Origin of the sequence: Brevundimonas sp. (assembly GCF_035626975.1) — a bacterium.
Taxonomy (GTDB): Bacteria; Pseudomonadota; Alphaproteobacteria; order Caulobacterales; family Caulobacteraceae; genus Brevundimonas.
In genome coordinates, this window is record NZ_DASPMQ010000018.1 from 100,720 (window position 1) to 121,142 (window position 20,423).

Here is a 20,423-nt window from a genome sequence, read left to right on the forward strand (position 1 = left end):
CGTCAGTCCTCAAGTCCCACCAGCGAACGTGAAAAGGCCCGGGCGTCGAAGGGTTGCAGGTCCTCGATCCCCTCGCCGACGCCGATCAGCTTGATCGGGGCGTCCGAGGCCTGGGCGACGGGCACAAGGACGCCGCCGCGGGCGGTGCCGTCCAGCTTGGTCATGACCAGGCCGGAGACATAGGCGGTGCGGCCGAAGATCTGCTCCTGGGCCAGGGCGTTGCGGCCGACCGTGGCGTCGAGCACCAGCAGGGTCTCGTGCGGCGCCTCCGGGTCGATCTTCTTCAACACCCGGACGATCTTGAGCAGCTCATCCATCAGGGCGGTCTTGTTCTGCAGCCGCCCGGCGGTGTCGATCAGCACCACGTCGAACCCTTCCGCCTTCGCCCGGGTGTAGGCGTCGAAGGCCAGGCCGGCGGGGTCGGCCCCGTCGCGGCGGCTCTCGAAGGTCGCCCCGGCGCGCTCGGACCAGACCTTGAGCTGTTCGCGGGCGGCGGCGCGGAAGGTGTCGCAGGCCACCACCATGACCCTGGCGCCCTGGCCGGTCAGGTCGGCGGCGATCTTGCCCAGCGTCGTGGTCTTGCCCGAGCCATTGACCCCGACGAACAGGGTGACGAAGGGGCGCGGGCCGTCGAGCGGCTCGTAACGGGCCTCGTGCGTGACAAGCTCGGCGGCGACGGCCTCGGCCAGCGCCTCCTTGACCTCGCGCTCATTGGCCCCGGCGCCGAAGCGCAGATCGCGGAAACGGGCCACGATGCGGTCGGTGGCGGCCGGCCCGAGATCGCTCTCCAGCAGATGCTCTTCCAGTCCCTCAAGAGCGGCTTCGGACAGGGGTTCCTTGACGAAGGCGGCGACGACCTGCTCGGTCATCTGCTTCGAGGAGCGGGACAGGCCCTCGCTCAGCCGCGAGAGCCAGCCCTTTTTCGGCGCGTCGTTCATGGGTTGGCTTTAGCGGGGCGAAGCGGGCGCGTCACGCGATCTCGCATGCCCTCTCTCGCGGCCCGTCATCCTCGGGCTTGACCCGAGGATCAGAGGGTGAGGCGGGCTGTGCGCCCGTGGCGGCCTCGCAACCGCGCCCGTGCATTCCTTTACGCAGCACCGGACGGTCTGATCCTCGGGTCAAGCCCGAGGATGACGGTCGTTGGGCGGTGGAAGCGGGATTGGCCACCATCAGTGACCGCGGGGCGTTGTCACGCTAGAACGCCTTGAGCCAAGGAATATCCGCACTTGCCCAAGAGTCACCCGTTCCACGCCCCCACCACCCACGGCTTCGTCCGCGTCGCCGCGGCCACGCCGGTGGTGCACACCGCCGATCCGGTCGCCAACGCCGAGGAGCATGTGGCCCTGATCAAACAGGCCGGCGAGCAGGGCGTCGACCTGCTGGTGTTTCCGGAACTGTCGCTGAGCGCCTACGCGATCGACGACCTGCTGATGCAGGGCGCCTTGCTGGACGAGGTGGAGCGGCAGATCCAGCGTGTGGCCGACGCGGCGGCCGAGGCGGGGCTGGCGGTCGTGGTCGGGGCGCCGCTGCGGCGTGGAGACCGGCTGTACAACTGCGGCGTCGTGCTGGCGAACGGCGCGGTGCTGGGCGTCGCGCCCAAGACCTATCTGCCGAACTATCGCGAGTACTACGAGAAGCGATGGTTCGCGCCCGCCGACCCCGGCGAGCAACAGGATATCCTCGTCAACGACGTCTGGGCCGCCTTCGGGACCAATCTGCGCTTCGAGGCCGCCAACCGGCCCGGTTTCGTTTTCGGCGTGGAGATCTGCGAGGACTATTGGGCGCCCCTGCCGCCCTCGACGCGCCAGGCGCTGGCCGGAGCCCGTATCCTGCTGAACCTGTCGGCCTCCAACGTCGTGATCGGAAAGTCGGACGACCGCGCCCTGTTGTGCGCCAGCCAGTCGGCCCGGGCCATGGCCGCCTATGTGTTCGCCGCCTCGGGCTGGGGCGAGAGCACCACCGACCTCGCGTGGGACGGGCAGGCGACGATCTTCGAACTGGGCGCCAGGCTGGCCGAAGGCGAGCGGTTCGCGATGGACAGCCATCTGACCATCGCCGACATCGACGTGGAGCGGATCGGTCTCGAACGTCTGCGGACAGGCACGTTCGCCGACTGCGCCCGACGGGAGCTTCCGAACGACACCCCGGTCCCTCTTCTGTTCGACGCGAGGGAGGAAACGGCCGGCGACCTGATCCGTCCCCTCGACCGCTTCCCGTTCGTGCCGGACGACCCCGCGCGGCTGGACCAGGACTGCTACGAGGCGTTCAACATCCAGGTGCAGGGGCTGATGCGGCGGCTCAAGGCGACCAATGGCGAGCGGATCGTCATCGGCGTCTCGGGCGGGCTGGATTCGACCCAGGCCCTGCTGGTGGCGTGCCGCGCCTTCGACCGGCTGGGCCTGCCGCGGGCCGGCATCCTCGGCTTCACCCTGCCGGGGTTCGCGACCTCCGAAGGGACGAAGTCGAACGCCTGGGCCCTGATGAAGGCGCTGGGGGTGACCGGGGCGGAGATCGACATCAGGCCGACCGCGATGACCATGCTGGAGGGGATCGGCCATCCCTATGCGAAGGGCGAGCCGGTGCACGACATCACCTTCGAGAACGTGCAGGCGGGGCTGCGCACGGACTATCTGTTCCGGCTGGCGAACCAGAACGGGGCCTTCGTGCTGGGCACCGGCGACCTGTCGGAGCTGGCGCTGGGCTGGTCGACCTACGGCGTCGGCGACCACATGAGCCACTACAACGTCAACGGCGGCATCGCGAAGACGCTGATGCGGCATCTGATCCGCTGGGTCGCCGACCGCGCGGTGGTGGGGCCGGAGGCCGTGCCGGTGCTGCGGGGCATCCTGGGCACCGAGATCTCGCCGGAGCTGGTGCCGGCGGGCGACGATGGAAAGATCCAGTCGACCGAAGGGGCGGTGGGCCCCTACGCCCTGAACGACTTCTTCCTGTTCTACGTCACCCGTTTCGGCCTGAAGCCGTCGAAGGTGGCGTATCTGGCGCATCAGGCGTGGAAGGACGCCGCGGCCGGAAGCTGGCCGGCGGGGACGCCGGACGAGGAAAAGATCGAATACGACCTCGCCACGATCAAACACTGGCTGCGGAAATTTCTCGTCCGCTTCTTCCAGACCTCGCAGTTCAAGCGCTCGGCCCTGCCGAACGGGCCCAAGGTGGTCACCGGCGGCTCGCTGTCGCCGCGCGGGGACTGGCGCGCCCCGTCGGACGCTACCGCAAGGGTTTGGCTGGACGAGCTGGAGGGGAATGTGCCGGACTGAGCGCTTTCTCTCCGTCATCCTCGGGCTTGACCCGAGGATCAGAGGTCAGGCGGCCCAGTGCCTCCAAGACGGCCCCGCGACCGCGACCGTACCATCTTCAACGGAGCACCGGACGGTCTGGCCCTCGGGTCAAGCCCGAGGGCGACGGTTGGGGAGAGGTTCAGTCCACTTCGCCCAGAAACGGAAAGATCGCCGCCTTGGCCTCGGGCTCGTCGAGCATGGGGGCGTGGCCGACGCCGGGGACCTCGACATAGTCCATCTTCGGGGCGCGCTTGCGCATCTTTGCGGCGATCTTCTCGCTGAGCAGGTCGGAGGTCTGGCCGCGCACCAGAAGCACCGGCCGGGTCTTCGCGAGGCGGCTGAACATCGGCCACAGGTTGGGGACGAGGGCCTTCGTCCCGGCGGCGCGGATCGGCACGGCGATGTCGGGGTCGTAGTCGAGCTCCGGCGATCCCTCCGCACCGATGCGGAAGACGCGGCGGGCGAAGGCGTCCCAGTCGGCGTCGGTATAGTGCGGGAAGGCGACGGCGTTGATCGACTTCACCCAGGCCGCGGCCTCGGCCCACCCCGGGGTTTCCACCGGCTGGCCGGAATAGGCGGCGATGCGCGCCAGGCCCTCCTTGGCCACCTCGGGACCGACGTCGTTGATGATGGCGGCGGCGATGACCTTCGGGCGGATCGCGGCCAGGGCCATGGTGATCAACCCGCCCATGGAGGTGCCGAGGAAGACGGCGCGCGCGATGCCGGCCTGGTCCATCAGGGCCAGCACGTCCTGGGCGTAGTTCAGCGGCTGGTAGGTCATCGGGTCCGGGGCGCGGTCGGACCGGCCGCGGCCGCGCACATCGAGGACCAGCACCCGGCGGCCGCTCTGGGCGATCAGGGGGGCGATGGTCTCGAAGTCGGCCGAGTTGCGGGTCAGGCCGTGGATGGCGATCACCGGCAGCTTCGCCGGACCGGGGGCGGCGGCGTAGTCGCGGGCGTAGAGACTGAGCCCGTCCGGACTGGTCCAGCGGCGGTCGGCGAAGGTCTGGGTCATGCGGGGCTCCGGGTGGTCGCCCTGTGTAATTCACCGCCGGGAGAATTCCATCAATGCCCCAGCAGGTCTTTTACGAATTGATCGAGGTTTCCACCCTCGAAGCGGAAGCCGGGGATGCCGGCGCGGCGGGCCGCCTCGAGGTCCGAGGCCTGGTCGCCGATCAGGAAGGACCGCGCCGGATCGATGCGGTGGTCGGCGATGGCGCGCAGGATCATGCCGGGGTTGGGCTTGCGGTCCGGATGGTCGGGATGGCGGTAGCGCTCGTCCAGCGCCTCGGCGTGGAAGGGACAGGCGTAGACGGCGCCGATTACCGCCCCTTTCGCCGCCAGCCGGCGCACCAGCAGGGCGTTGAAGGCCTTCATCTGCGCTTCCGTGAACAGGCCGCGGGCCACGCCGGACTGGTTGGTCACTATGACGCACAGATAGCCGAGCGCGGTCAGGCGGCGCACGGCTTCAGCCGCGCCGGGGATCAGGCGCAGATGCTCTTCGAGGTGGGGGTAGCCGGTGTCCTCGATCAGGACGCCGTCGCGATCGAGGAAGACGGCCGGAACGCCGGATGTCATGATCCCCGCGCATACGCCGCCCCGCGCGGTCGTTGCAACCCGTCACGCGAAGTGACGCGACGGCGTTTGGCGGGAAGGCGATCGATTTGGTAGGGAGCGCGACCTTCGGCGAGGCGTTGACCCCGCGCCGCCTGTGCCCGCGCGCACGATCGGAGACCGTCCCGACATGACCATTCCCTTCATCGACCTTCAGGCCCAGCGCCTCCGCCTCGACGGCCGGATCGAAGCGGCCGTCCAGGCGGCCGTGACCGGCGGCGCCTGGGTGATGGGGCCGCAGGTGCGCCAGTTCGAGGCCGACCTGGCCGCCTTCGGCAAGGCGAAGCACGCCCTGGGCTGCGCCAACGGCACCGACGCCCTGGCCCTGCCGCTGATGGCCTGGGGGATCGGGCGGGGCGATGCGGTGTTCGTACCCAGCTTCACCTTCGCCGCCACGGCCGAGATCGTGCCGTGGTTCGACGCCGAGCCGGTGTTCATCGATGTCGACGCCACGACCTACAACATGGACCCCGGCCATCTGGAGGCGGCCATCGAGGCGACGCTGAAGGAAGGCCGGCTCAAGCCCCGGGTGGTCATCGCGGTCGACCTGTTCGGCCAGCCCGCCGACTATCCCGCCATCAAGGCGATCTGCGACAAACACGGGCTCAAGCTGATTTGCGATTCGGCGCAGGGCTTCGGCTGCACCCTCAATGGCGAGCATCCGCTGAAATGGGCCGACATCACCACCACCAGCTTCTTCCCGGCCAAGCCGCTGGGCTGCTACGGCGACGGCGGGGCGGTGCTGACGGATGACGACGAGCTGGCCCAGCTGATCGATTCGATCCGCGTGCACGGCAAGGCGGTGGCCATCGACCTGAAGGACCGCACCTTCGAGCACGATCCCAAATACCTGAACATGCGCATCGGCCTGAACAGCCGGCTCGACACCATTCAGGCCGCCGTCCTGATCGAGAAGCTCAAGGTGTTCGGCCAGGAGATCGAATGGCGCAACCGCATCGCCGCCCGCTACAACGAAGGCCTGCGCCCCCATGTGGCGGCGGTGCCGGACGTGCCGGAGGGCAATGTCTCCAACTGGGCCCAGTACACCATCGAGCACGAGAACCGGGACGGGCTGGCGGCGAATCTGAAAGAGCAGGGCGTGCCGACGGCGGTCTATTATCCGATCCCGCTGCACCTGCAGCCGGCCTATGAGATGTACCCGCGCGGCCCGCAGGGCCTGCCGGTCACCGAGCGGCTCAAGGACCGGGTCATCAGCCTGCCGATGCACGCGGATCTGGACGAGGCGACGCAGGACCGCATCATCGCCGCCGTGGCTTCCTTCAAGGGCTGATCCGCATGACCACTCACGAGCCCGTCCTCAAGTTCGGCGTCGCCGGCGCCGGCGTCATGGGGCGCAACCACGCCCGCGTTCTGGCCGACATCCGCGACGTCGAGCTGACCCACGTCTTCGATCCCGACGCGACGACGGCCGGGGGCGTGGCGGCCGCCTATGGCGCGGCGGCGGTGACCACGGCGGAGGCCTTCGTCGCCGCCGGCCTGGACGCCGCCGTGGTGGCGACGCCGAACCGCACCCACGCCGACCTGACCGTGGCCCTGCTGGACAAGGGCGTCCATGTGCTGGTCGAGAAGCCGATCGCCGCGACCCTGGCCGACGCCCGGCGCATGATCGACGCGGCCAGGGCCAACGGCCGGGTGCTGATGGTCGGCCAGGTCGAGCGCTTCAATCCGGCGGTGGACGCGGTCAAGCGGGCCATCGACGGCGACGACATCATCTCGATCCAGATCACCCGCGTCGGCCCTTTTCCGCCGCGCATGGGCGAGGTCGGGGTGGTCATCGACCTGGCGGTGCACGACATCGACATCATCCGCCACCTGACCGACTCCGAGATCGTTGAGGTCCAGCCGCAGCTGGCCCGCACCCGCGCCGAGCGCGAGGACACCGCCCTGCTGCAGTTCCGGCTGGAGAACGGGGTCATCGCCCACATCACCACCAACTGGGTCACCCCCTACAAGGTGCGAACCCTGCAGGTGGCGACGCGCAACAAGTTCGTGGTGGCCGACCTGATCACCCGCCAGGTCACCGAATATTTCGGCCAGCAGGCCGACGGCTCCTACCAGACCCGCGCCGTCAACAGCTGGCCCGCCGAGCCGCTGAAGCGGGAGCTGGAAGCCTTCGCCCACGCCATCCGCACCGGCGAACCGGCGGCCGTGACCGGCGAGGACGGACTGCGCAATCTGGAAGTGGCGCTGAGGTGCCTCGGAGAGGGCTGAACCCTCCATGCCGCCGGCGCGTTACCGGTGGATGACCGAGGTCCCCCTAACGCCCGCCCCCGGCGATGACGCCGAGCCCGGTACGCCCGGAACCGGCGAGGCCATCTGCCCGGGCTGCAACGGCACCGGCGTGGTCGGCGACCGGCCGTGCCCGACCTGCGAGGGCACGGGCCGGGTGATTGAGGGGGTCGGCGAGGCCTAGCTGCCCACCACCTGCATCCCAAGCCACTCCGCCACCAGGGCCGGTTTCTCGGCGTCTTCGATCTCGACCGTGACCTCGTGCTTGAGCAGCCAGCGGCCGCCGCCCTTGTCCTCGACGGAGAGCAGCCTGAACCGGCCGCGAACGCTGGAGCCTGCCCGCACCGGGGCGAGGAAGCGCAGTTTGTCGAAGCCGTAGTTGACGCCCATCACCACCCCCTCGAGCGGCGGTACGGCGTCGTAGGTCATGGCCGACAGCAGGCTGAGGGTCAGGAAGCCGTGGGCGATCGTGCCGCCGAAGGGCGTGGCCTTCGCCGCCTCCGGGTCGATGTGGATGAACTGGCGGTCCTCGGTGACCTCGGCGAAGGCGTCGATGCGGGCCTGGTCGATGGTGATCCAACGGCTGACGCCGATCTCCTGACCCACCAGCCCGGGCAGGTCGGCGACGGGCGTCGGCGTTCCCTTGCGCTCGGTGCGGCTCATGCGGCCTTCCCCCAGGTTTCCGGATCGAAGCGATCCTCGATGATGGCTGCGAACAGCGATGGGTCGACGTTGCCGCCGGACAGGACGACGGCGGTGGTCCGGTCGCGGGCCTCGACCTTGCCGGCCAGCACGGCGGCCAGCGATACGGCGCCGCCGGGCTCGACGACCAGCTTCAGGACGCGGAAGGCGTAGCGCACCGCCTCGGCCACCTCGGCGTCCGAGACGGTCTCGACGCGGTCGAGACGGCGATTGATCGGGAAGGTCAGCTCGCCGGGCCGGTCGGTCATCAGGGCGTCGCAGATGGTGCCGCGGGCCGGGGCATGGGTCAGGCGCTGGCCGGCGGCGAGGGACAACTGGGTGTCGTTGTAGTGCTGCGGCTCGACGCCGATCACCGGCGTGTGCGGGGATAGCGCCGCCATCGACAGGTTGATGCCGGCGATCATCCCGCCGCCCGATGCGCCGCAGACCAGCTGGTCCAGCGGGGCGACGCCGACGGCCTTGGCCTGGTCGACGATCTCCAGCCCGATGGTGCCCTGGCCCTCGATGACGAACGGATCGTCGAACGGGCGGACCAGGACCGACCCCATGGAGGCGGCGATCTCCTCGCCGATGGCCTCGCGACTCTCGGTGTAGCGGTCGTACATCCGGACCTCCCCGCCGAAGGCGAGGACGCCCTCGACCTTAACGGTCGGGCTGTCGGCGGGCATGACGATGATCGCGCTGGTCCCGACCATCCGCGCCGCCGCCGCCACGGCCTGGGCGTGATTGCCCGAGGAATAGGCCACCACGCCGCGGGCCCTCTCGTCGGCCGTCAGACGGCTGATGCGGTTGTAGGCTCCGCGGAATTTGAAGGCGCCGGCCACCTGCAGGGTCTCGGCCTTGAGCAGGACGCGGCCGCCGACACGGGCGTTCAGGGCCGGGCTCTCGATCAGCGGGGTGCGCATGGCGTGGCCGGCGATCTGGCGGGCGGCGTCCTGGACGCCGGCGAAGGAGGCGGTGTGCATATCCCTCCATAACCCTTCCGCTCATCCCGGCGAAAGCCGGGACCCAGGTCTTTGGGTGATGTAAGCGGGCTGGACGTGCCGAAACGGTCGTCCTGAAACACGACGCCAGGCTGGACAGGACTGGGTCCCGGCTTTCGCCGGAATGAGCGGATTTTGAGGATGCCGGGCGTCGCACTAGCATCCCGCACATGGACCCTCTCATCCTCGCCATCGACCAGGGCACGACCTCGACCCGGGCCATCGCCTTCGAATGCGCGCCCGAGGGCGGCTTGCGGCCGGTGGCGGTCAGCCAGATCGAGCTGGCCCAGCATTTCCCCAAGCCGGGCTGGGTCGAGCATGACGCGGCCGAGATCTGGACGGCGACGCTGCAGACCTGCCGCGAGGTCATCCGCAAGGCCGGCGGCGTCGGGCGGTTCGCCGCCATCGGCATCACCAACCAGCGCGAGACCTCGGTGATCTGGGACGCGGCGACCGGCGAGCCGCTGCACCGGGCCATTGTCTGGCAGGACCGGCGCACGGCGGATGTCACGGCGCGGCTGGCGGCGGCGGGCCACGAGCCGATGGTTCAGGGTGCGACGGGACTGATCCTCGACCCCTATTTCTCGGCCTCGAAATTCGCCTGGCTGCTGGACGCGGTTCCGGGCGCGCGGGAGCGGGCGGAGACGGGCGCGGTCAAGCTGGGTACGATCGAGACCTGGCTGATCTGGAAGCTGACGGGCGGGACCAGCCACGTCACCGACGCGACCAACGCCAGCCGGACCTCGCTGATGGATTTGACGACGCGCCGGTGGCGGCCCGATCTGGCGGACCTGTTCAATGTCCCTGTGGTGGGACTGCCGGACATCCGGGGCTGCGCGGATCACCTCGGGAATTGCGAGGCGTCGCTGTTCGGCGCGACCCTGCCGATCCACGGCGCGGCGGGCGACCAGCAGGCCGCGCTGGTGGGACATGGAGCCCTGAGGGCCGGCGACGCCAAGATCACCTACGGCACCGGAGCCTTTCTGGTCGCCAACGTCGGCCCCGCGCCGATGGCCTCGACCAGCCGGCTTCTGGGCACCCTGGGCTACGACGCCGGGGGGCTGGCGGCCTATGCGCTGGAGGGATCGATCTTTTCGGCCGGCTCGGCGATCCAGTGGCTGCGCGACGGGCTGAAGGTGATCACCGAGTCGCGCCAGTCCGAGGCCATGGCGCAGGGGCTGACCGACAACGGCGGCGTCTATCTGGTCCCCGGCTTCACCGGCCTCGGCGCACCGTGGTGGGAGCCGGAGGCGCGCGGGACCATCGTCGGCCTGACCCGGGATTCCGGACCGGCGCAGATGGTGCGGGCGGCGCTGGAGGCGCTGGCCTACCAGACCCGCGACCTGCTCGACGCCCTGGCGAAGGACGGAGCGCCCAGGCTCAAGGTGCTCAAGGTCGACGGCGGGGTCACCGCCAACGCCTTCGCCATGCAGTTCGTGGCCGACATCTGTGAGGTCGTGGTCGAGCGGCCCGCCTTCCAGGAGATGACGGCGCTGGGGGCGGCCAGGCTGGCGGCGCTGGGGATCGGCCTGATCGGCGACCTCGAGGACCATCCGGTCGAGGCGCCGGCGCGCTGGACGCCGCGCATGGGGGCGGAGGAGCGCGAGCGGCTGCTGAAAGGCTGGCGCGGCGCGGTCAAGGCCGCCATCATCGCCGCGCAATGAGCCAGCCCGACCTAGACGATCCCCAGGCGACCTTCTCCGGCACGCGCGAGGTCGATCCCCGCTACGCGCTCGATGAGGCCCGGCTGGGCGACTGGCTGGCGGCGAATGTCGAGGGCTACGCCGGGCCGCTGACGGTGCGCCAGTTCAAGGGCGGCCAGTCGAATCCGACCTATGAACTGACCACGCCCGGCCGGACCTATGTGCTGCGCAGGAAGCCGCCCGGAACGCTGCTGGCCTCGGCCCATGCGGTCGACCGCGAGTTCACGGTGATCTCGGCCCTGCACGCGCAGGGCTATCCGGTGGCGCGGCCGTGGGCGCTGTGCGCGGACGAGACGGTGATCGGCTCGATGTTCTACGTCATGGACAGGGTCGAGGGCCGGGTGCTGTGGGACCTCAAGCTGCCGGGCATGAGCCCGGACCAGCGGCGCGCCGTCTATGACGCCCAGGTGGACACGCTGGCGGCGCTGCACGCCTTCGATCCGGCGGCGATCGGACTGGGCGACTACGGCCGGCCCGGCAACTATTTCGAACGGCAGGTCGGGCGCTGGACCAAACAATACCGCGCCTCGGAGATCGAGCCGATCCCGGCGATGGACCGGCTGATCGAATTCCTGCCCGCCACCCTGCCGCCCGAAGGGCCGACCCGGATCGTCCACGGCGACTTCCGCCTCGACAACCTGATCCTCGCTCCGGACGCCCCCGAGGTGCGGGCGGTGCTGGACTGGGAGCTGTCGACGCTGGGCGATCCGATGGCGGATTTCTCCTACCTGCTGATCGCCTGGGTCATTCCGGCGACGGCGCGCAACGGACTGGCCGGCGCCGACATCGAGGCGCTGGGCATTCCGACGGTCGAGCAGACGGTGGAACGCTACGCCGGCCTGACCGGAGCGCGGCCCGCCGATCTCGACTGGCTGTTCGCCTACAACCTGTTCCGGCTGGCGGCCATCTGCCAGGGCATCGCCGGGCGGGTGCGCGACGGCACGGCGGCCTCGACGCACGCGAAGACGATGGCGGCGCAGGTGCCGATGCTGGCGGCCGGCGCCCTGTCGTTCGCGAAGAAGGCCGGCGCCTAGTTGGTCAGGACCTGCACGCGGGTCCACAGCGCGCCGCGATTGACCACATCGACGCGCAGCCGCGCCGGCGCGCCGGGCGAGAGGGTGCAGACCGGATAGTGGTCGCCGAGGCCGTCGGCGCACAGCACCCGGCCGGAGGCGTCGCGCACGGTGAGGTCCACGTCGGTGTCGCCATCACCGATGGCCGCTATGCGGAGAATCTCGGCCCCGCGCGCATCGATATCAAAGCTCCAGCTCTCCCGCGATCCGAGCCGTTTGACCGTCGATACCGGTCCATTCCCGAACGGCGACCAGCGCACGCCGACGACCGGCGAGGGCGCGGGGAGGGGCGCCGGCAAAACCGGAGGCGGCAAAACCGGCGGCGGAGGAGGAGGAGGAGGCGGCGGAGGCGGAGGCGGAGGGGGCGGAGGCGCCGGCTGGTAAGGAAAGACCGGAACGGGCTGGCGCCGCGCCGGCGGGGCTTCGGCGAGGTCTTCCCGATCCACGTCGGGAGTCCGGTCGGCATTGTCCCGACTCCGCGAGGCGGTCACGACGACCTCGTCGAGCGAGGCGGCGTCCTGACGCAACTCCGCCGCTTCCTGTCTAAGGCCGGCGGCGGTGAGGACCGGCGGGGCGCCGGGATCGCCGCCGACGCCGGCGCGCAGCGGCACCTCGTCGAGCATGCGGGCGGCGACCAGAAGGGCGTCGGCGTCGCGCCGCTCCCGGCCCCATGCGGCCAGTTCGGCGGCGACGACGATCTGGGCCACGCCGCGCGCCTCGGGCGTCTCCGCCGTCGGACCGGCCGCTTGCGGAGCCGTCTGCCAGGCCGCCGCGGTCCGCGCCGGAGCCGCGCAGGCGAGCGCCACGCCGAGGACGGTCAGAAGGCGGAGCGCCGGCTTCATGCGGTCACCTGTGTTTCCGCCCGGGGCGGCGGGCGGCCAAGCTTGCACTGTGGGCACAGGTGTTCAAGCGCGGCCAGTGACGAAAGCTGACGGCGATCAACGCGGCGGCAAAACCGCGCCGTTGAGGATGCGGCGGTCGGCCTGGGCCTGGACGAGAACCGCCACGGCTTCGTCCGCTCCGAGGCCGTCGGGCAGGGCGTAGAGCACGGGGCGGCCGGTCCATGCGCCGAGACGGCGAACCGAGCGGACCACATTGATCTGGCGGACGGTCTGGCCGCGGTTGTCGCCGCTCTCGATCTCGACGGTTTGCAGGCCCGGCCGATAGATCACGGCGACGACCTCGGCCCCGCCGGCGGGGGCGCGGCCGGAGCCGACGCCGACGCGGTCGCCGGTCTCGCGGAACTCGATCTCGGGCGGAAAGACGCGGCGGGCGGCCTCTTCCTCGACGGCGGTCTTGAGCGCGGCCTCCTGGGCCCCCGGGACCTGCCGGCGGCCGTCGATGACCACCTGGGGCGTGCCCACGGCGCGCAGCTTGAGCGGGCGGCGATAGGCCCGCTGGCGCTGGGCGAACTCGGGCCGGGCGAAGGTGTCCTCCCAGCCGAGATAGTCCCAGTAATCCACGGCGTAGGTCAGGGCGATGACGCCGGGATCGTCCGCCAGGGCCTCGACCCGGGTGTTGGCCTCGGGACAGCCGGCGCAGCCCTGGGCGGTGAACAGTTCGATGACCACGGGCTCGGGCGGGGCCTCGCCGCGCGGGGCGCGGGGGCTCGCCGGCTGGGCCCCGGACCCGGCCGCGACGGAGACGGCCACGAGGGCCGCCGCAGGGATGATCCAGCCCCTTGTGCGCATGGCGCGCACCTTAATCACGGTCGCGAAGGCGGCGCGCCTCATTTTCGCGTGAGGGGTCAGACCCGGATGTCGAGCAGGGAGCCGGGGCGCGGGTGGCGGTCGTCCACGGCGCGGGCGAGAGGCGCCTTCGCGGGGGCCGGCCCGGCGGCGGGCGCCGCTTGCGCCTCGGGCGACCCCGCCACGCCGTCCAGCGCCGCGCGGAAGAAGTCCGAACGAGAGGCGCGCGCGGGAGACGGAACCGGGCTCTGGGCCGGGAACAGCGGGGAGGGCACAGGGGGACGAATCGCGCTCATGCCGACAGGGTTAATGAAATCCGTCGGAAATGGGTTAACGGCTCCGCTTAGCGGCGGGTGGCTGTCGGCAGCGGGCGCGGCGGGGCCTGCATGGCGGCGACCAGCCGGTCGATTTCGGCCTGGTCCATCAGAGGGGCGGAGGACTTGGCCACCACCTTGCCCATGGCGTCGACGGCGAAGGTCTCGGGGGCGCCGGTGATGCCAAGATCGAGGCCGGCGCGGCCTTCACGATCGACCAGCACCATCGCATAGGGATCGCCCAGTTCGTCGAGGAAGGCGCGGGTCTTCACCGGGTCGTCCTTCCACGCCACGCCGACCACGGCGACGCCGCGGGCCTTGAGCGCCATCAGCTGCGGATGCTCGAGGCGGCAGGGCGCGCACCAGCTGGCGAAGACGTTGATCAGCATGGGCCGACCGACGCCGGCGGTCTTGAGGTCGAGCACCCCGGGGCCGGCCGTCGCGCCGGTCAGCAGGGGCAGGACGGTTTCCGGAACCGGCTGGCCGATCAGGGCGTCCGGCCGGTACTCGCTGCCGCGGCCGTCGGCGAGGTTGCGGCCGGCGACGTCGCCCAGACGCAGGGCGGCGAACGCCACCAGGCCGACCAGGGCGAGCAGGGGGATGACGGCGAGCCAGCGGTTCATGCGCTCACGCCCCGGCCGGCCGGTCGGTCTCGAGCCGCTTCAGCTCGGCCGACCAGCGCCGCGCGGCGATCAGGGCGCGGGCGGCGAGGGCGGCGAGAACGACGGCGCTGATCGCCCAGGCGGGCCAGACGAAGGCGGCGTAGGGGCTCATGTCGAGATCGATCATGCTCAGGCCTCCAGAGCCCGGCGCGCGCGGATCGACAGCACCCGGCGGCGGACGATCTCGGTGCGGATCGCGGTCAGCCAGACCGCGAGGAAGAACAGACCATAGGCCGCCATCATGGTCAGCAGGGGAGCCAGCATGCCCGGAGCTATCGACGGGCCCTCGGCCCGCAGCAGCGACGCAGGCTGGTGCAGGGTGTTCCACCAGTCGACCGAGAATTTCACGATCGGCAGGTTGATCAGGCCGACGAGCCCCAGGACCGCAGCGGCCCTGGCCGCCTTCGCCTCGTCGTCGATCGAGGCGCGCAGGGCCATGTAGCCCACGTAGAACAGAAGCAGGACCAGTTCCGACATCAGCCGGGCGTCGCCCCACACCCACCATGCCCCCCACATCGGCCGACCCCACAGGCTGCCCGTCGCCAGGGCCAGAAGGGTGTAGGCGGCGCCCGGGAGGGCCGCCGCGCGGGCGGCGGCGTCGGCCAGCGGGTGGCGGAACACCAGGGCGAAGAAGCTTGAGACCCCGAGGGCCGCATAGATCATCAGCCCGACCGAGGCGGCGGGGACGTGGACGAACATGATCCGGGCGGTGTCGCCCTGGCGGAAGTCCTCCGGCGCGGCGAAAGCCAGCCAGGCGCCCGCCGCCAGCAGCACGACGGCCAGCCCCCAGACCACCGGCGTCAGCGGTCGGGTGAAGCGCAGGAAGCGGTCTGGATTGGCGAGGCCGAACATCGGGAGGTCTCTTAGTCGCCCGGCGCGCTTCGCGCTACTTGAGGCGTTGACGCGGCCGGACGCTTTCATCGGGAGTGTGGCGCGGGATTACCAACTCTTAAGTGGCGCTCCGGCGAACGTCGTTTCAGAAGGCCGCCCGAAAGCCGGGAGCTGCTGATGAGAACCTCCGCCGCCGCCTTCTTCATGATAGCCAGCCTCGGGTGCGCCGGAGCCTCGGTCGCCCGGGACGCGCCGGTCGCCGCCCCGGCCGACTGGGGACAGGCGTTGCGCGAGGACGCGCAGGCCTTCCATGACGCCATCGCCGCGTCCCACCCCGGCCCGGTTGATGTGGAGAATCCCGGCTTCGGCGCGCTGCTGGAGGGCGGCTTGCGGACGGCGCTGACGCGGCCGAAACGGCGGACAGCTACGCCGACTGGTATTTCGCCCTGCAGGAGTATGCCTCGTCGTTCGACGACGGGCATCTGAGCCTGTCGGACTATCAGCCGATGGGACACGTCTGGACGTCGCAGTGGCCGGGTTTCCTGACCGGCCTGGAGGCCGGCGGGCAAGGCGAACACCATAAGGTGGTGTTCAACCGCGATCCGGCGGCGCCGCCGGTCGGCGCGGTGCTCGTCTCCTGCGACGGCCGGCCCGCGGCGGCGCTGGCCTGGGAGATGGCGGGGCGGGCGGCGGGCCGCTGGTCGCTGGCTTCCCGACGGATGTCCTATGCCCCGACCCTCTTCATCGACCAGACCAACCCCTATGTGCGCCGGCCGGAACAGTGCGTGTTCGCCGTCGACGGCGCCGAACGGTCCTGGCGACTGGCATGGCGGGATCTGCCGCCCGAAGTCCGCGACGAGGGTTTCGCGGCGGCCCGCAGCCAGAGGCACACGGCGCCGATCGCCTTGCGGACCTGGGATCGCGGGATCTGGATCGAACTGGGCGGGTTCAACGGCAACCCCGAGAGCGCCGATGGTCTCAGGCTGACGCCGTTGAAAGCCGAGATCGCCGCCCGGGCCGAGGAAATCCGCGCTGCGCCGGTGGTGGTGTTCGACTTGCGCGGCAACAACGGCGGTTCGTCGGCCTGGATGCGGGCCATGGCCGAGAGCCTGTGGGGCGTGGACTGGGTGGCGGCCCACGCGCCGCAATCAGCCGGCGTCGAGTGGCGCGCGTCGGCCGCCAATCTGGCGACCATCGAAAGCTACAAGGCCGAAATGGCCGGCGACCCCGGGATCATGGAATGGCTGACGCAGATCACCGAGGGCCTGACCGCCGCGCGCGCCGCCGGGCGTGAGCTGTGGCTGCAGGTCGATGAGGAGCCGAGGCCCGCCGCCCCGGGAGCGACGCCGTTGCGGGCCCGGACATATGTGCTGACGGACTACGGCTGCGCCTCGGCCTGCCTCGACGCCGTCGATCTGCTGAAATCACTGGGGGCGGTGCAGATCGGTCAGGAGACCTCGGCCGACACCGTCTATATGGAAATCCGGCGCGAACCGCTGCCCTCCGGCCGCGTGGCCGCCAATGTGCCGATGAAGGTCTATCGCGGCCGGGCGCGCGGCAACAACGAAACCGCCATGCCGGCGCATCAATGGACCGGGGCGCTGTCGGATACGGCGGGCCTTGAGGCCTGGGTCGCCCGACTCGACGCGGCCGCGTCCAGCCGCTAGGCCCGGCCGATGAGCGAAGACATCACCAAAGACTCGAACGGCAATATCCTCGCCGACGGCGACAGCGTGACGCTGATCAAGGACCTCAAGGTCAAGGGTTCGGGCGGAGTGACGCTGAAGCGCGGGACCCTGGTCAAGAATATCCGCCTGACCGGTGATGCGGACGAGATCGAGGCCAATGTCGAAAAGGTGCGCGGTCTCGTGCTGCGGACCGAGTTCGTCAAAAAGGCGTGATTCCGGAGGCGCTACCGCTCGCGACGCGGTCCCTCGCTGCCTGGGCGCTGCGGAGGTTCAGCCCTGCGCGTTGCGGATCGCCGCAGCCCCCGCGAAGGGCGTGATCACCGCGGCGAACAGCACATAGGCGGTCAGCAGGGCCAGCGCAGGCCCTGGCGACAGGCCGTTGACCGCGCGCTCCAGCGCCCCGGCCCCGAACACCACCGGCGGGATGAACAGCGGCAGGACCACGACCGCGATCAGCAGGCCGCCGCGCTTCGAGCCCAGCGCCAGGGACGCGCCGAGCGCGCCGGTCAGGGCGAAGCCGAGGGCGCCGACCAGGGCCGAGGCGGCGACCAGCGGGGCCTGTTCCGGCGGCAGGCCGAGGGTGATGGCGGCGACGGGCGCCGTGGCCGCGAGCGGAACGCCGACGGCCAGCCACTGGCCGCCGGCCTTGGTGAGCACCACCAGTTCGAGCGGGATCGGGCCGAGCGTGATCAGGTCCAGCATCCCGTCCTCATGGTCGCGTTCGAACAGCCGCTCCAGCGACAGGATCGACGACAGGGCCAGCGCCAGCCAGGCGACGCCGCCCGCGACGGGGCGCAGGCCCGCGGGGTCGCCGCCCGCCGCCAGCGGCACCAGCGTCGTCAGGCACAGGAAGAAGCCGCAGGCCAGCAGCGGCCCGCCCCCGCCCGACCAGGCGAGGGTCAGCTCGCGGCGAAACAGTATGATCAGCGCCGTCATCGGCCTGTTCCGATGTCGATGGCGCGCGAGGTGACCGGCAGCGGATCGTGGACGGCGGCGAGGATGCCCCCGCCCTTGTCGAGGTGAGCCTGCATCAGCAGCCCCAGCGCCGCCCGCCAGCGGGCGTCGAGAGGGGCGAAGGGCTCGTCCAGCAGCCAGATCGGCCGCGGCGTGGCGATCAGCCGGGCGAAGGCGAGGCGGCGGCGCTGGCCGGCGGACAACTGGCGCACCTCGAGATCGAGCAGGGGGCCCAGGGCCAGCACGTCGATGGCGGCGTCGGCGGCGAGCCGGTCGGCGCCCAGCCAGCCGGCCTGGAAGGCCAGTTCCTCGCGGGCCCGGCGGGCCCCCTTGAGGCCGTCGAGATGGCCCAGCCAGTGGAGGTGACGGCGGCGCGCCTCGGCGGGATCGACCCCCGTGAAGGCGATGGTCCCGGCGTCGGGACGGATGAAGCCGGCGAGGGCGCGCAGAAGGCTGGTCTTGCCCGCCCCGTTGGCCCCGGTCAGGGCCACGGCCTCGCCGGACGCCAGCGACAGCGACAGGTCGCGGAACAGCACGCGCTCGCCGCGGGACAGGGTCAGGGCGTCGACGGTCAGCATCCGCGGCCGCCCCAGTTGCGAACACCTATCAATACCCGCGTCGGCGTCGTGGATACATGGACGCCCGTCGGAACCATCGCTATATCCGGCCTCGCCGCAGCAGGCGTTCGCCGCGCGCGGCGGGGACCTGTGCGCCCCGTCGTCGACCGCGCGATCGTGCAACCGGATTGTCGGGCGGCTTTGACCAGAGGAAACCTCTCCATGCCGTCAGTCGACAGCCTTTCCACCCGTCGCGATCTCTCCGTCGGGCGCAAGAAATACGCCTATTACAGCCTTCCGGCCGCCGAGGAAGCGGGCCTGACCGGGATTTCCCGCCTGCCGCGCTCGATGAAGGTGCTGCTGGAGAACCTGCTGCGCAACGAGGACGGCGTCTCGGTCACCGAGGCCGACCTGCGCGCCGTCGCCGCCTGGATCGAGAACAAGGGCGCCGTCGAGCACGAGATCGCCTTCCGCCCGGCCCGGGTGCTGATGCAGGACTTCACCGGCGTGCCGGCCGTGGTCGATCTGGCCGCCATGCGCGACGCCATGTCGGCGCTGGGCGCCGACGCCTCGAAGATCAATCCGCTGAACCCGGTCGATCTGGTCATCGACCACTCGGTCATGGTCGACCATTTCGGCACGCCCGGCTCGTTCACCCAGAACGTCGAGCGTGAGTACGAGCGCAACATCGAGCGCTACAAATTCCTGCGCTGGGGATCGTCGGCCTTCAACAATTTCCGTGTCGTGCCCCCGGGCACCGGCATCTGCCACCAGGTCAACCTGGAGAACCTGGCCCAGACGGTGTGGACCGCGGCCGAGGGCAAGGCGACGCTGGCCTATCCCGACACCGTGGTGGGCACCGACAGCCACACCACGATGATCAACGGCCTGGCCGTGCTGGGCTGGGGCGTCGGCGGCATCGAGGCCGAGGCCGCCATGCTGGGCCAGCCGATCCCGATGCTGATCCCCGAAGTGGTCGGCTTCCGCCTGACCGGCGCCCTGCCGGAAGGCGCCACCGCCACCGACCTGGTGCTGACCGTCACCCAGATGCTGCGTCGCAAGGGCGTGGTCGGCAAATTCGTCGAGTTCTTTGGCCCCGGCGTGACCAGCCTGACCATTGAGGACCAGGCCACCATCGCCAACATGGCCCCGGAATACGGCGCCACCTGCGGCTTCTTCCCGGTCTCGGCGGCGACGCTGGCCTATCTGACCGCCACCGGCCGCGACAAGGCCCGGGTGGCGCTGGTCGAGGCCTACGCCAAGGCCCAGGGCCTGTGGATCGACGAGACCTCGGAAGATCCGGTCTTCTCGGATGTGCTGGACCTCGACATGGCCGAGGTCGTGCCGTCGCTGGCCGGCCCGAAGCGGCCGCAGGACAAGGTCGAGCTGACCGTCGCCGCGCCGTCGTTCGAAACCGCCCTGGCCGAGGTGTTCAGCCGCCCGGCAGACGCCCCGCGGGTCAAGGTCGAGGGCGAGAAGTTCGACCTCGGCGACGGCGACGTGGTTATCGCGGCCATCACCAGCTGCACCAACACCTCCAACCCCTCGGTGCTGATCGCCGCCGGCCTGGTGGCCCGCAAGGCCCGCAAGCTGGGCCTGAAGGTCAAGCCGTGGGTCAAGACCTCGCTGGCCCCCGGTTCGCAGGTGGTCACCGACTATCTGACCGCCGCCGGCCTGCAGGAAGATCTCGACGCCCTGGGCTTCAACCTGGTCGGCTACGGCTGCACCACCTGCATCGGCAACTCCGGGCCGTTGCAGCCCGAGATCAGCAACGCCATCGCCGATGCCGACCTGGCCGTCACCGCCGTGCTCTCGGGCAACCGCAAGTTCGAGGGCCGGATCAACCCCGACGTGAAGATGAACTACCTCGCGTCGCCGCCCCTCGTCGTCGCCTACGCGCTCGCCGGGACGATGGACATCGACATGTACAAGGAGCCGCTTGGCTATGGACACGATGGAGAGGAGGTCTTTCTGAAGGACATCTGGCCGAGCCAGGCGGAGGTCGCTGCGGTGGTCGAGGCGTCGCTGCACGCGGGGATGTTCCGGGACAACTACGACAGCGTATATGACGGCGACGAGAAGTGGCGCGCGATCAAGACGACCTCCTC

The 20,423-nt window shown here is 70.6% G+C and carries 23 protein-coding genes; 10 read left to right on the forward strand and 13 right to left on the reverse strand.

Features of this window, described 5'->3' with window-relative positions; genetic code table 11:
- Positions 1–2: 2 nt before the first annotated feature.
- Complete coding sequence (gene ftsY / locus VEB62_RS05095; RefSeq protein ID WP_324796262.1) at positions 3–938, reverse strand: signal recognition particle-docking protein FtsY; 936 nt, start codon at positions 936–938, stop codon at positions 3–5.
- A 288-nt stretch (positions 939–1,226) separates the two neighbouring features.
- Between ftsY and VEB62_RS05100 the strand changes: the two genes are divergently transcribed.
- Positions 1,227–3,275 (forward strand): NAD(+) synthase, encoded by a 2,049-nt coding sequence (locus VEB62_RS05100; protein WP_324796264.1) that lies wholly within the window; start codon positions 1,227–1,229, stop codon positions 3,273–3,275.
- Positions 3,276–3,435: 160 nt separating this feature from the next.
- Here VEB62_RS05100 and VEB62_RS05105 read toward each other — a convergent pair whose 3' ends face one another.
- The gene (locus VEB62_RS05105; protein WP_324796267.1) at positions 3,436–4,311 is read right to left on the reverse strand and encodes an alpha/beta fold hydrolase; all 876 of its coding nucleotides are present in this window, start codon (positions 4,309–4,311) and stop codon (positions 3,436–3,438) included.
- Between the two features lie 50 nt (positions 4,312–4,361).
- Positions 4,362–4,874, reverse strand: coding sequence for a D-glycero-alpha-D-manno-heptose-1,7-bisphosphate 7-phosphatase (locus VEB62_RS05110; protein ID WP_324796269.1), 513 nt, complete (start codon positions 4,872–4,874; stop codon positions 4,362–4,364).
- 166 nt (positions 4,875–5,040) lie between these two features.
- Here VEB62_RS05110 and VEB62_RS05115 point away from each other — a divergent pair, with 166 nt between their 5' ends.
- The 3 genes from VEB62_RS05115 to VEB62_RS05125 are packed head-to-tail and all read left to right on the forward strand — an operon-like array spanning position 5,041 to position 7,344.
- Positions 5,041–6,201: a DegT/DnrJ/EryC1/StrS family aminotransferase gene (locus VEB62_RS05115; protein ID WP_324796271.1), complete on the forward strand. Its 1,161-nt coding sequence runs from the start codon at positions 5,041–5,043 to the stop codon at positions 6,199–6,201.
- 5 nt (positions 6,202–6,206) lie between these two features.
- Positions 6,207–7,142, forward strand: coding sequence for a Gfo/Idh/MocA family protein (locus VEB62_RS05120; RefSeq protein WP_324796274.1), 936 nt, complete (start codon positions 6,207–6,209; stop codon positions 7,140–7,142).
- A gap of 31 nt (positions 7,143–7,173) precedes the next feature.
- Positions 7,174–7,344, forward strand: coding sequence for a hypothetical protein (locus VEB62_RS05125; protein WP_324796276.1), 171 nt, complete (start codon positions 7,174–7,176; stop codon positions 7,342–7,344).
- Here VEB62_RS05125 and VEB62_RS05130 read toward each other — a convergent pair.
- Both VEB62_RS05130 and VEB62_RS05135 read right to left on the reverse strand, forming a co-directional pair.
- Positions 7,341–7,823: a MaoC family dehydratase gene (locus tag VEB62_RS05130; RefSeq protein WP_324796279.1), complete on the reverse strand. Its 483-nt coding sequence runs from the start codon at positions 7,821–7,823 to the stop codon at positions 7,341–7,343. The two genes, VEB62_RS05125 and VEB62_RS05130, sit on opposite strands and share 4 nt — an antisense overlap.
- Entirely contained in the window at positions 7,820–8,827 is a 1,008-nt protein-coding gene (locus VEB62_RS05135) for a threonine ammonia-lyase (RefSeq protein WP_324796281.1), read from the reverse strand. The genes VEB62_RS05130 and VEB62_RS05135 overlap by 4 nt, the downstream gene beginning before the upstream one ends.
- A 188-nt stretch (positions 8,828–9,015) precedes the next feature.
- Between VEB62_RS05135 and glpK the strand changes: the two genes are divergently transcribed.
- Positions 9,016–10,509 (forward strand): glycerol kinase GlpK, encoded by a 1,494-nt coding sequence (gene glpK, locus VEB62_RS05140; RefSeq protein ID WP_324796283.1) that lies wholly within the window; start codon positions 9,016–9,018, stop codon positions 10,507–10,509.
- Positions 10,506–11,582: a phosphotransferase family protein gene (locus VEB62_RS05145; protein WP_324796286.1), complete on the forward strand. Its 1,077-nt coding sequence runs from the start codon at positions 10,506–10,508 to the stop codon at positions 11,580–11,582. Before glpK ends, VEB62_RS05145 begins: the two co-directional genes overlap by 4 nt.
- Here the strand turns inward: VEB62_RS05145 and VEB62_RS05150 are convergent.
- From VEB62_RS05150 to ccmC, 6 genes are all read right to left on the reverse strand, one after another.
- Entirely contained in the window at positions 11,579–12,463 is an 885-nt protein-coding gene (locus VEB62_RS05150; RefSeq protein ID WP_324796289.1) for a hypothetical protein, read from the reverse strand. The genes VEB62_RS05145 and VEB62_RS05150 overlap by 4 nt on opposite strands.
- A gap of 96 nt (positions 12,464–12,559) precedes the next feature.
- Positions 12,560–13,354 (reverse strand): DUF1223 domain-containing protein, encoded by a 795-nt coding sequence (locus tag VEB62_RS05155; protein WP_324796291.1) that lies wholly within the window; start codon positions 13,352–13,354, stop codon positions 12,560–12,562.
- A gap of 14 nt (positions 13,355–13,368) precedes the next feature.
- Complete coding sequence (locus VEB62_RS05160) at positions 13,369–13,605, reverse strand: hypothetical protein (RefSeq protein ID WP_324796294.1); 237 nt, start codon at positions 13,603–13,605, stop codon at positions 13,369–13,371.
- A 47-nt stretch (positions 13,606–13,652) separates the two neighbouring features.
- Positions 13,653–14,246: a DsbE family thiol:disulfide interchange protein gene (locus VEB62_RS05165; RefSeq protein ID WP_324796297.1), complete on the reverse strand. Its 594-nt coding sequence runs from the start codon at positions 14,244–14,246 to the stop codon at positions 13,653–13,655.
- A 4-nt stretch (positions 14,247–14,250) separates the two neighbouring features.
- Positions 14,251–14,412: a heme exporter protein CcmD gene (gene ccmD, locus VEB62_RS05170; protein ID WP_324796299.1), complete on the reverse strand. Its 162-nt coding sequence runs from the start codon at positions 14,410–14,412 to the stop codon at positions 14,251–14,253.
- A gap of 2 nt (positions 14,413–14,414) precedes the next feature.
- A complete protein-coding gene (gene ccmC / locus VEB62_RS05175) occupies positions 14,415–15,137 on the reverse strand; it encodes a heme ABC transporter permease CcmC (protein ID WP_324796302.1) in 723 nt (240 codons plus the stop codon).
- A 156-nt stretch (positions 15,138–15,293) separates the two neighbouring features.
- Between ccmC and VEB62_RS05180 the strand changes: the two genes are divergently transcribed.
- From VEB62_RS05180 to VEB62_RS05190, 3 genes are read left to right on the forward strand one after another with little or no spacing between them, the layout of a single operon-like run.
- On the forward strand, positions 15,294–15,602 hold the full coding sequence (locus VEB62_RS05180) for a hypothetical protein (RefSeq protein WP_324796304.1): 309 nt from the start codon (positions 15,294–15,296) through the stop codon (positions 15,600–15,602).
- Positions 15,603–15,622: 20 nt separating this feature from the next.
- On the forward strand, positions 15,623–16,783 hold the full coding sequence (locus tag VEB62_RS05185) for a peptidase S41 (protein WP_324796307.1): 1,161 nt from the start codon (positions 15,623–15,625) through the stop codon (positions 16,781–16,783).
- Positions 16,784–16,792: 9 nt separating this feature from the next.
- A complete protein-coding gene (locus tag VEB62_RS05190; protein ID WP_324796310.1) occupies positions 16,793–17,017 on the forward strand; it encodes an alkylphosphonate utilization protein in 225 nt (74 codons plus the stop codon).
- Positions 17,018–17,074: 57 nt separating this feature from the next.
- Here VEB62_RS05190 and ccmB read toward each other — a convergent pair whose 3' ends face one another.
- Together ccmB and ccmA are read right to left on the reverse strand one after the other, a co-directional pair.
- Entirely contained in the window at positions 17,075–17,740 is a 666-nt protein-coding gene (ccmB, locus tag VEB62_RS05195) for a heme exporter protein CcmB (protein WP_324796312.1), read from the reverse strand.
- Positions 17,737–18,336: a heme ABC exporter ATP-binding protein CcmA gene (ccmA, locus tag VEB62_RS05200; RefSeq protein ID WP_324796315.1), complete on the reverse strand. Its 600-nt coding sequence runs from the start codon at positions 18,334–18,336 to the stop codon at positions 17,737–17,739. The genes ccmB and ccmA overlap by 4 nt, the downstream gene beginning before the upstream one ends.
- 201 nt (positions 18,337–18,537) lie before the next feature.
- On the opposite strand from ccmA, the gene acnA reads away from it, so the two are divergent.
- Positions 18,538–20,423 (forward strand): aconitate hydratase AcnA (gene acnA, locus VEB62_RS05205; protein ID WP_324796317.1); only part of this gene is annotated, 1,886 nt, incomplete at its 3' end.

What these genes read in the sequence shown, in the direction of transcription:
- ftsY (WP_324796262.1), bottom strand. Translation starts at nt 938, where the DNA reads ATGAACGACGCGCCGAAAAAGGGCTGGCTCTCGCGGCTGAGCGAGGGC.
- VEB62_RS05105 (WP_324796267.1), bottom strand. Translation starts at nt 4,311, where the DNA reads ATGACCCAGACCTTCGCCGACCGCCGCTGGACCAGTCCGGACGGGCTC.
- VEB62_RS05110 (WP_324796269.1), bottom strand. Translation starts at nt 4,874, where the DNA reads ATGACATCCGGCGTTCCGGCCGTCTTCCTCGATCGCGACGGCGTCCTG.
- VEB62_RS05115 (WP_324796271.1), top strand. Translation starts at nt 5,041, where the DNA reads ATGACCATTCCCTTCATCGACCTTCAGGCCCAGCGCCTCCGCCTCGAC.
- VEB62_RS05120 (WP_324796274.1), top strand. Translation starts at nt 6,207, where the DNA reads ATGACCACTCACGAGCCCGTCCTCAAGTTCGGCGTCGCCGGCGCCGGC.
- VEB62_RS05125 (WP_324796276.1), top strand. Translation starts at nt 7,174, where the DNA reads ATGACCGAGGTCCCCCTAACGCCCGCCCCCGGCGATGACGCCGAGCCC.
- VEB62_RS05130 (WP_324796279.1), bottom strand. Translation starts at nt 7,823, where the DNA reads ATGAGCCGCACCGAGCGCAAGGGAACGCCGACGCCCGTCGCCGACCTG.
- VEB62_RS05135 (WP_324796281.1), bottom strand. Translation starts at nt 8,827, where the DNA reads ATGCACACCGCCTCCTTCGCCGGCGTCCAGGACGCCGCCCGCCAGATC.
- glpK (WP_324796283.1), top strand. Translation starts at nt 9,016, where the DNA reads ATGGACCCTCTCATCCTCGCCATCGACCAGGGCACGACCTCGACCCGG.
- VEB62_RS05145 (WP_324796286.1), top strand. Translation starts at nt 10,506, where the DNA reads ATGAGCCAGCCCGACCTAGACGATCCCCAGGCGACCTTCTCCGGCACG.
- VEB62_RS05150 (WP_324796289.1), bottom strand. Translation starts at nt 12,463, where the DNA reads ATGAAGCCGGCGCTCCGCCTTCTGACCGTCCTCGGCGTGGCGCTCGCC.
- VEB62_RS05155 (WP_324796291.1), bottom strand. Translation starts at nt 13,354, where the DNA reads ATGAGGCGCGCCGCCTTCGCGACCGTGATTAAGGTGCGCGCCATGCGC.
- VEB62_RS05160 (WP_324796294.1), bottom strand. Translation starts at nt 13,605, where the DNA reads ATGAGCGCGATTCGTCCCCCTGTGCCCTCCCCGCTGTTCCCGGCCCAG.
- VEB62_RS05165 (WP_324796297.1), bottom strand. Translation starts at nt 14,246, where the DNA reads ATGAACCGCTGGCTCGCCGTCATCCCCCTGCTCGCCCTGGTCGGCCTG.
- ccmD (WP_324796299.1), bottom strand. Translation starts at nt 14,412, where the DNA reads ATGATCGATCTCGACATGAGCCCCTACGCCGCCTTCGTCTGGCCCGCC.
- ccmC (WP_324796302.1), bottom strand. Translation starts at nt 15,137, where the DNA reads ATGTTCGGCCTCGCCAATCCAGACCGCTTCCTGCGCTTCACCCGACCG.
- VEB62_RS05180 (WP_324796304.1), top strand. Translation starts at nt 15,294, where the DNA reads ATGAGAACCTCCGCCGCCGCCTTCTTCATGATAGCCAGCCTCGGGTGC.
- VEB62_RS05185 (WP_324796307.1), top strand. Translation starts at nt 15,623, where the DNA reads ATGGGACACGTCTGGACGTCGCAGTGGCCGGGTTTCCTGACCGGCCTG.
- VEB62_RS05190 (WP_324796310.1), top strand. Translation starts at nt 16,793, where the DNA reads ATGAGCGAAGACATCACCAAAGACTCGAACGGCAATATCCTCGCCGAC.
- ccmB (WP_324796312.1), bottom strand. Translation starts at nt 17,740, where the DNA reads ATGACGGCGCTGATCATACTGTTTCGCCGCGAGCTGACCCTCGCCTGG.
- ccmA (WP_324796315.1), bottom strand. Translation starts at nt 18,336, where the DNA reads ATGCTGACCGTCGACGCCCTGACCCTGTCCCGCGGCGAGCGCGTGCTG.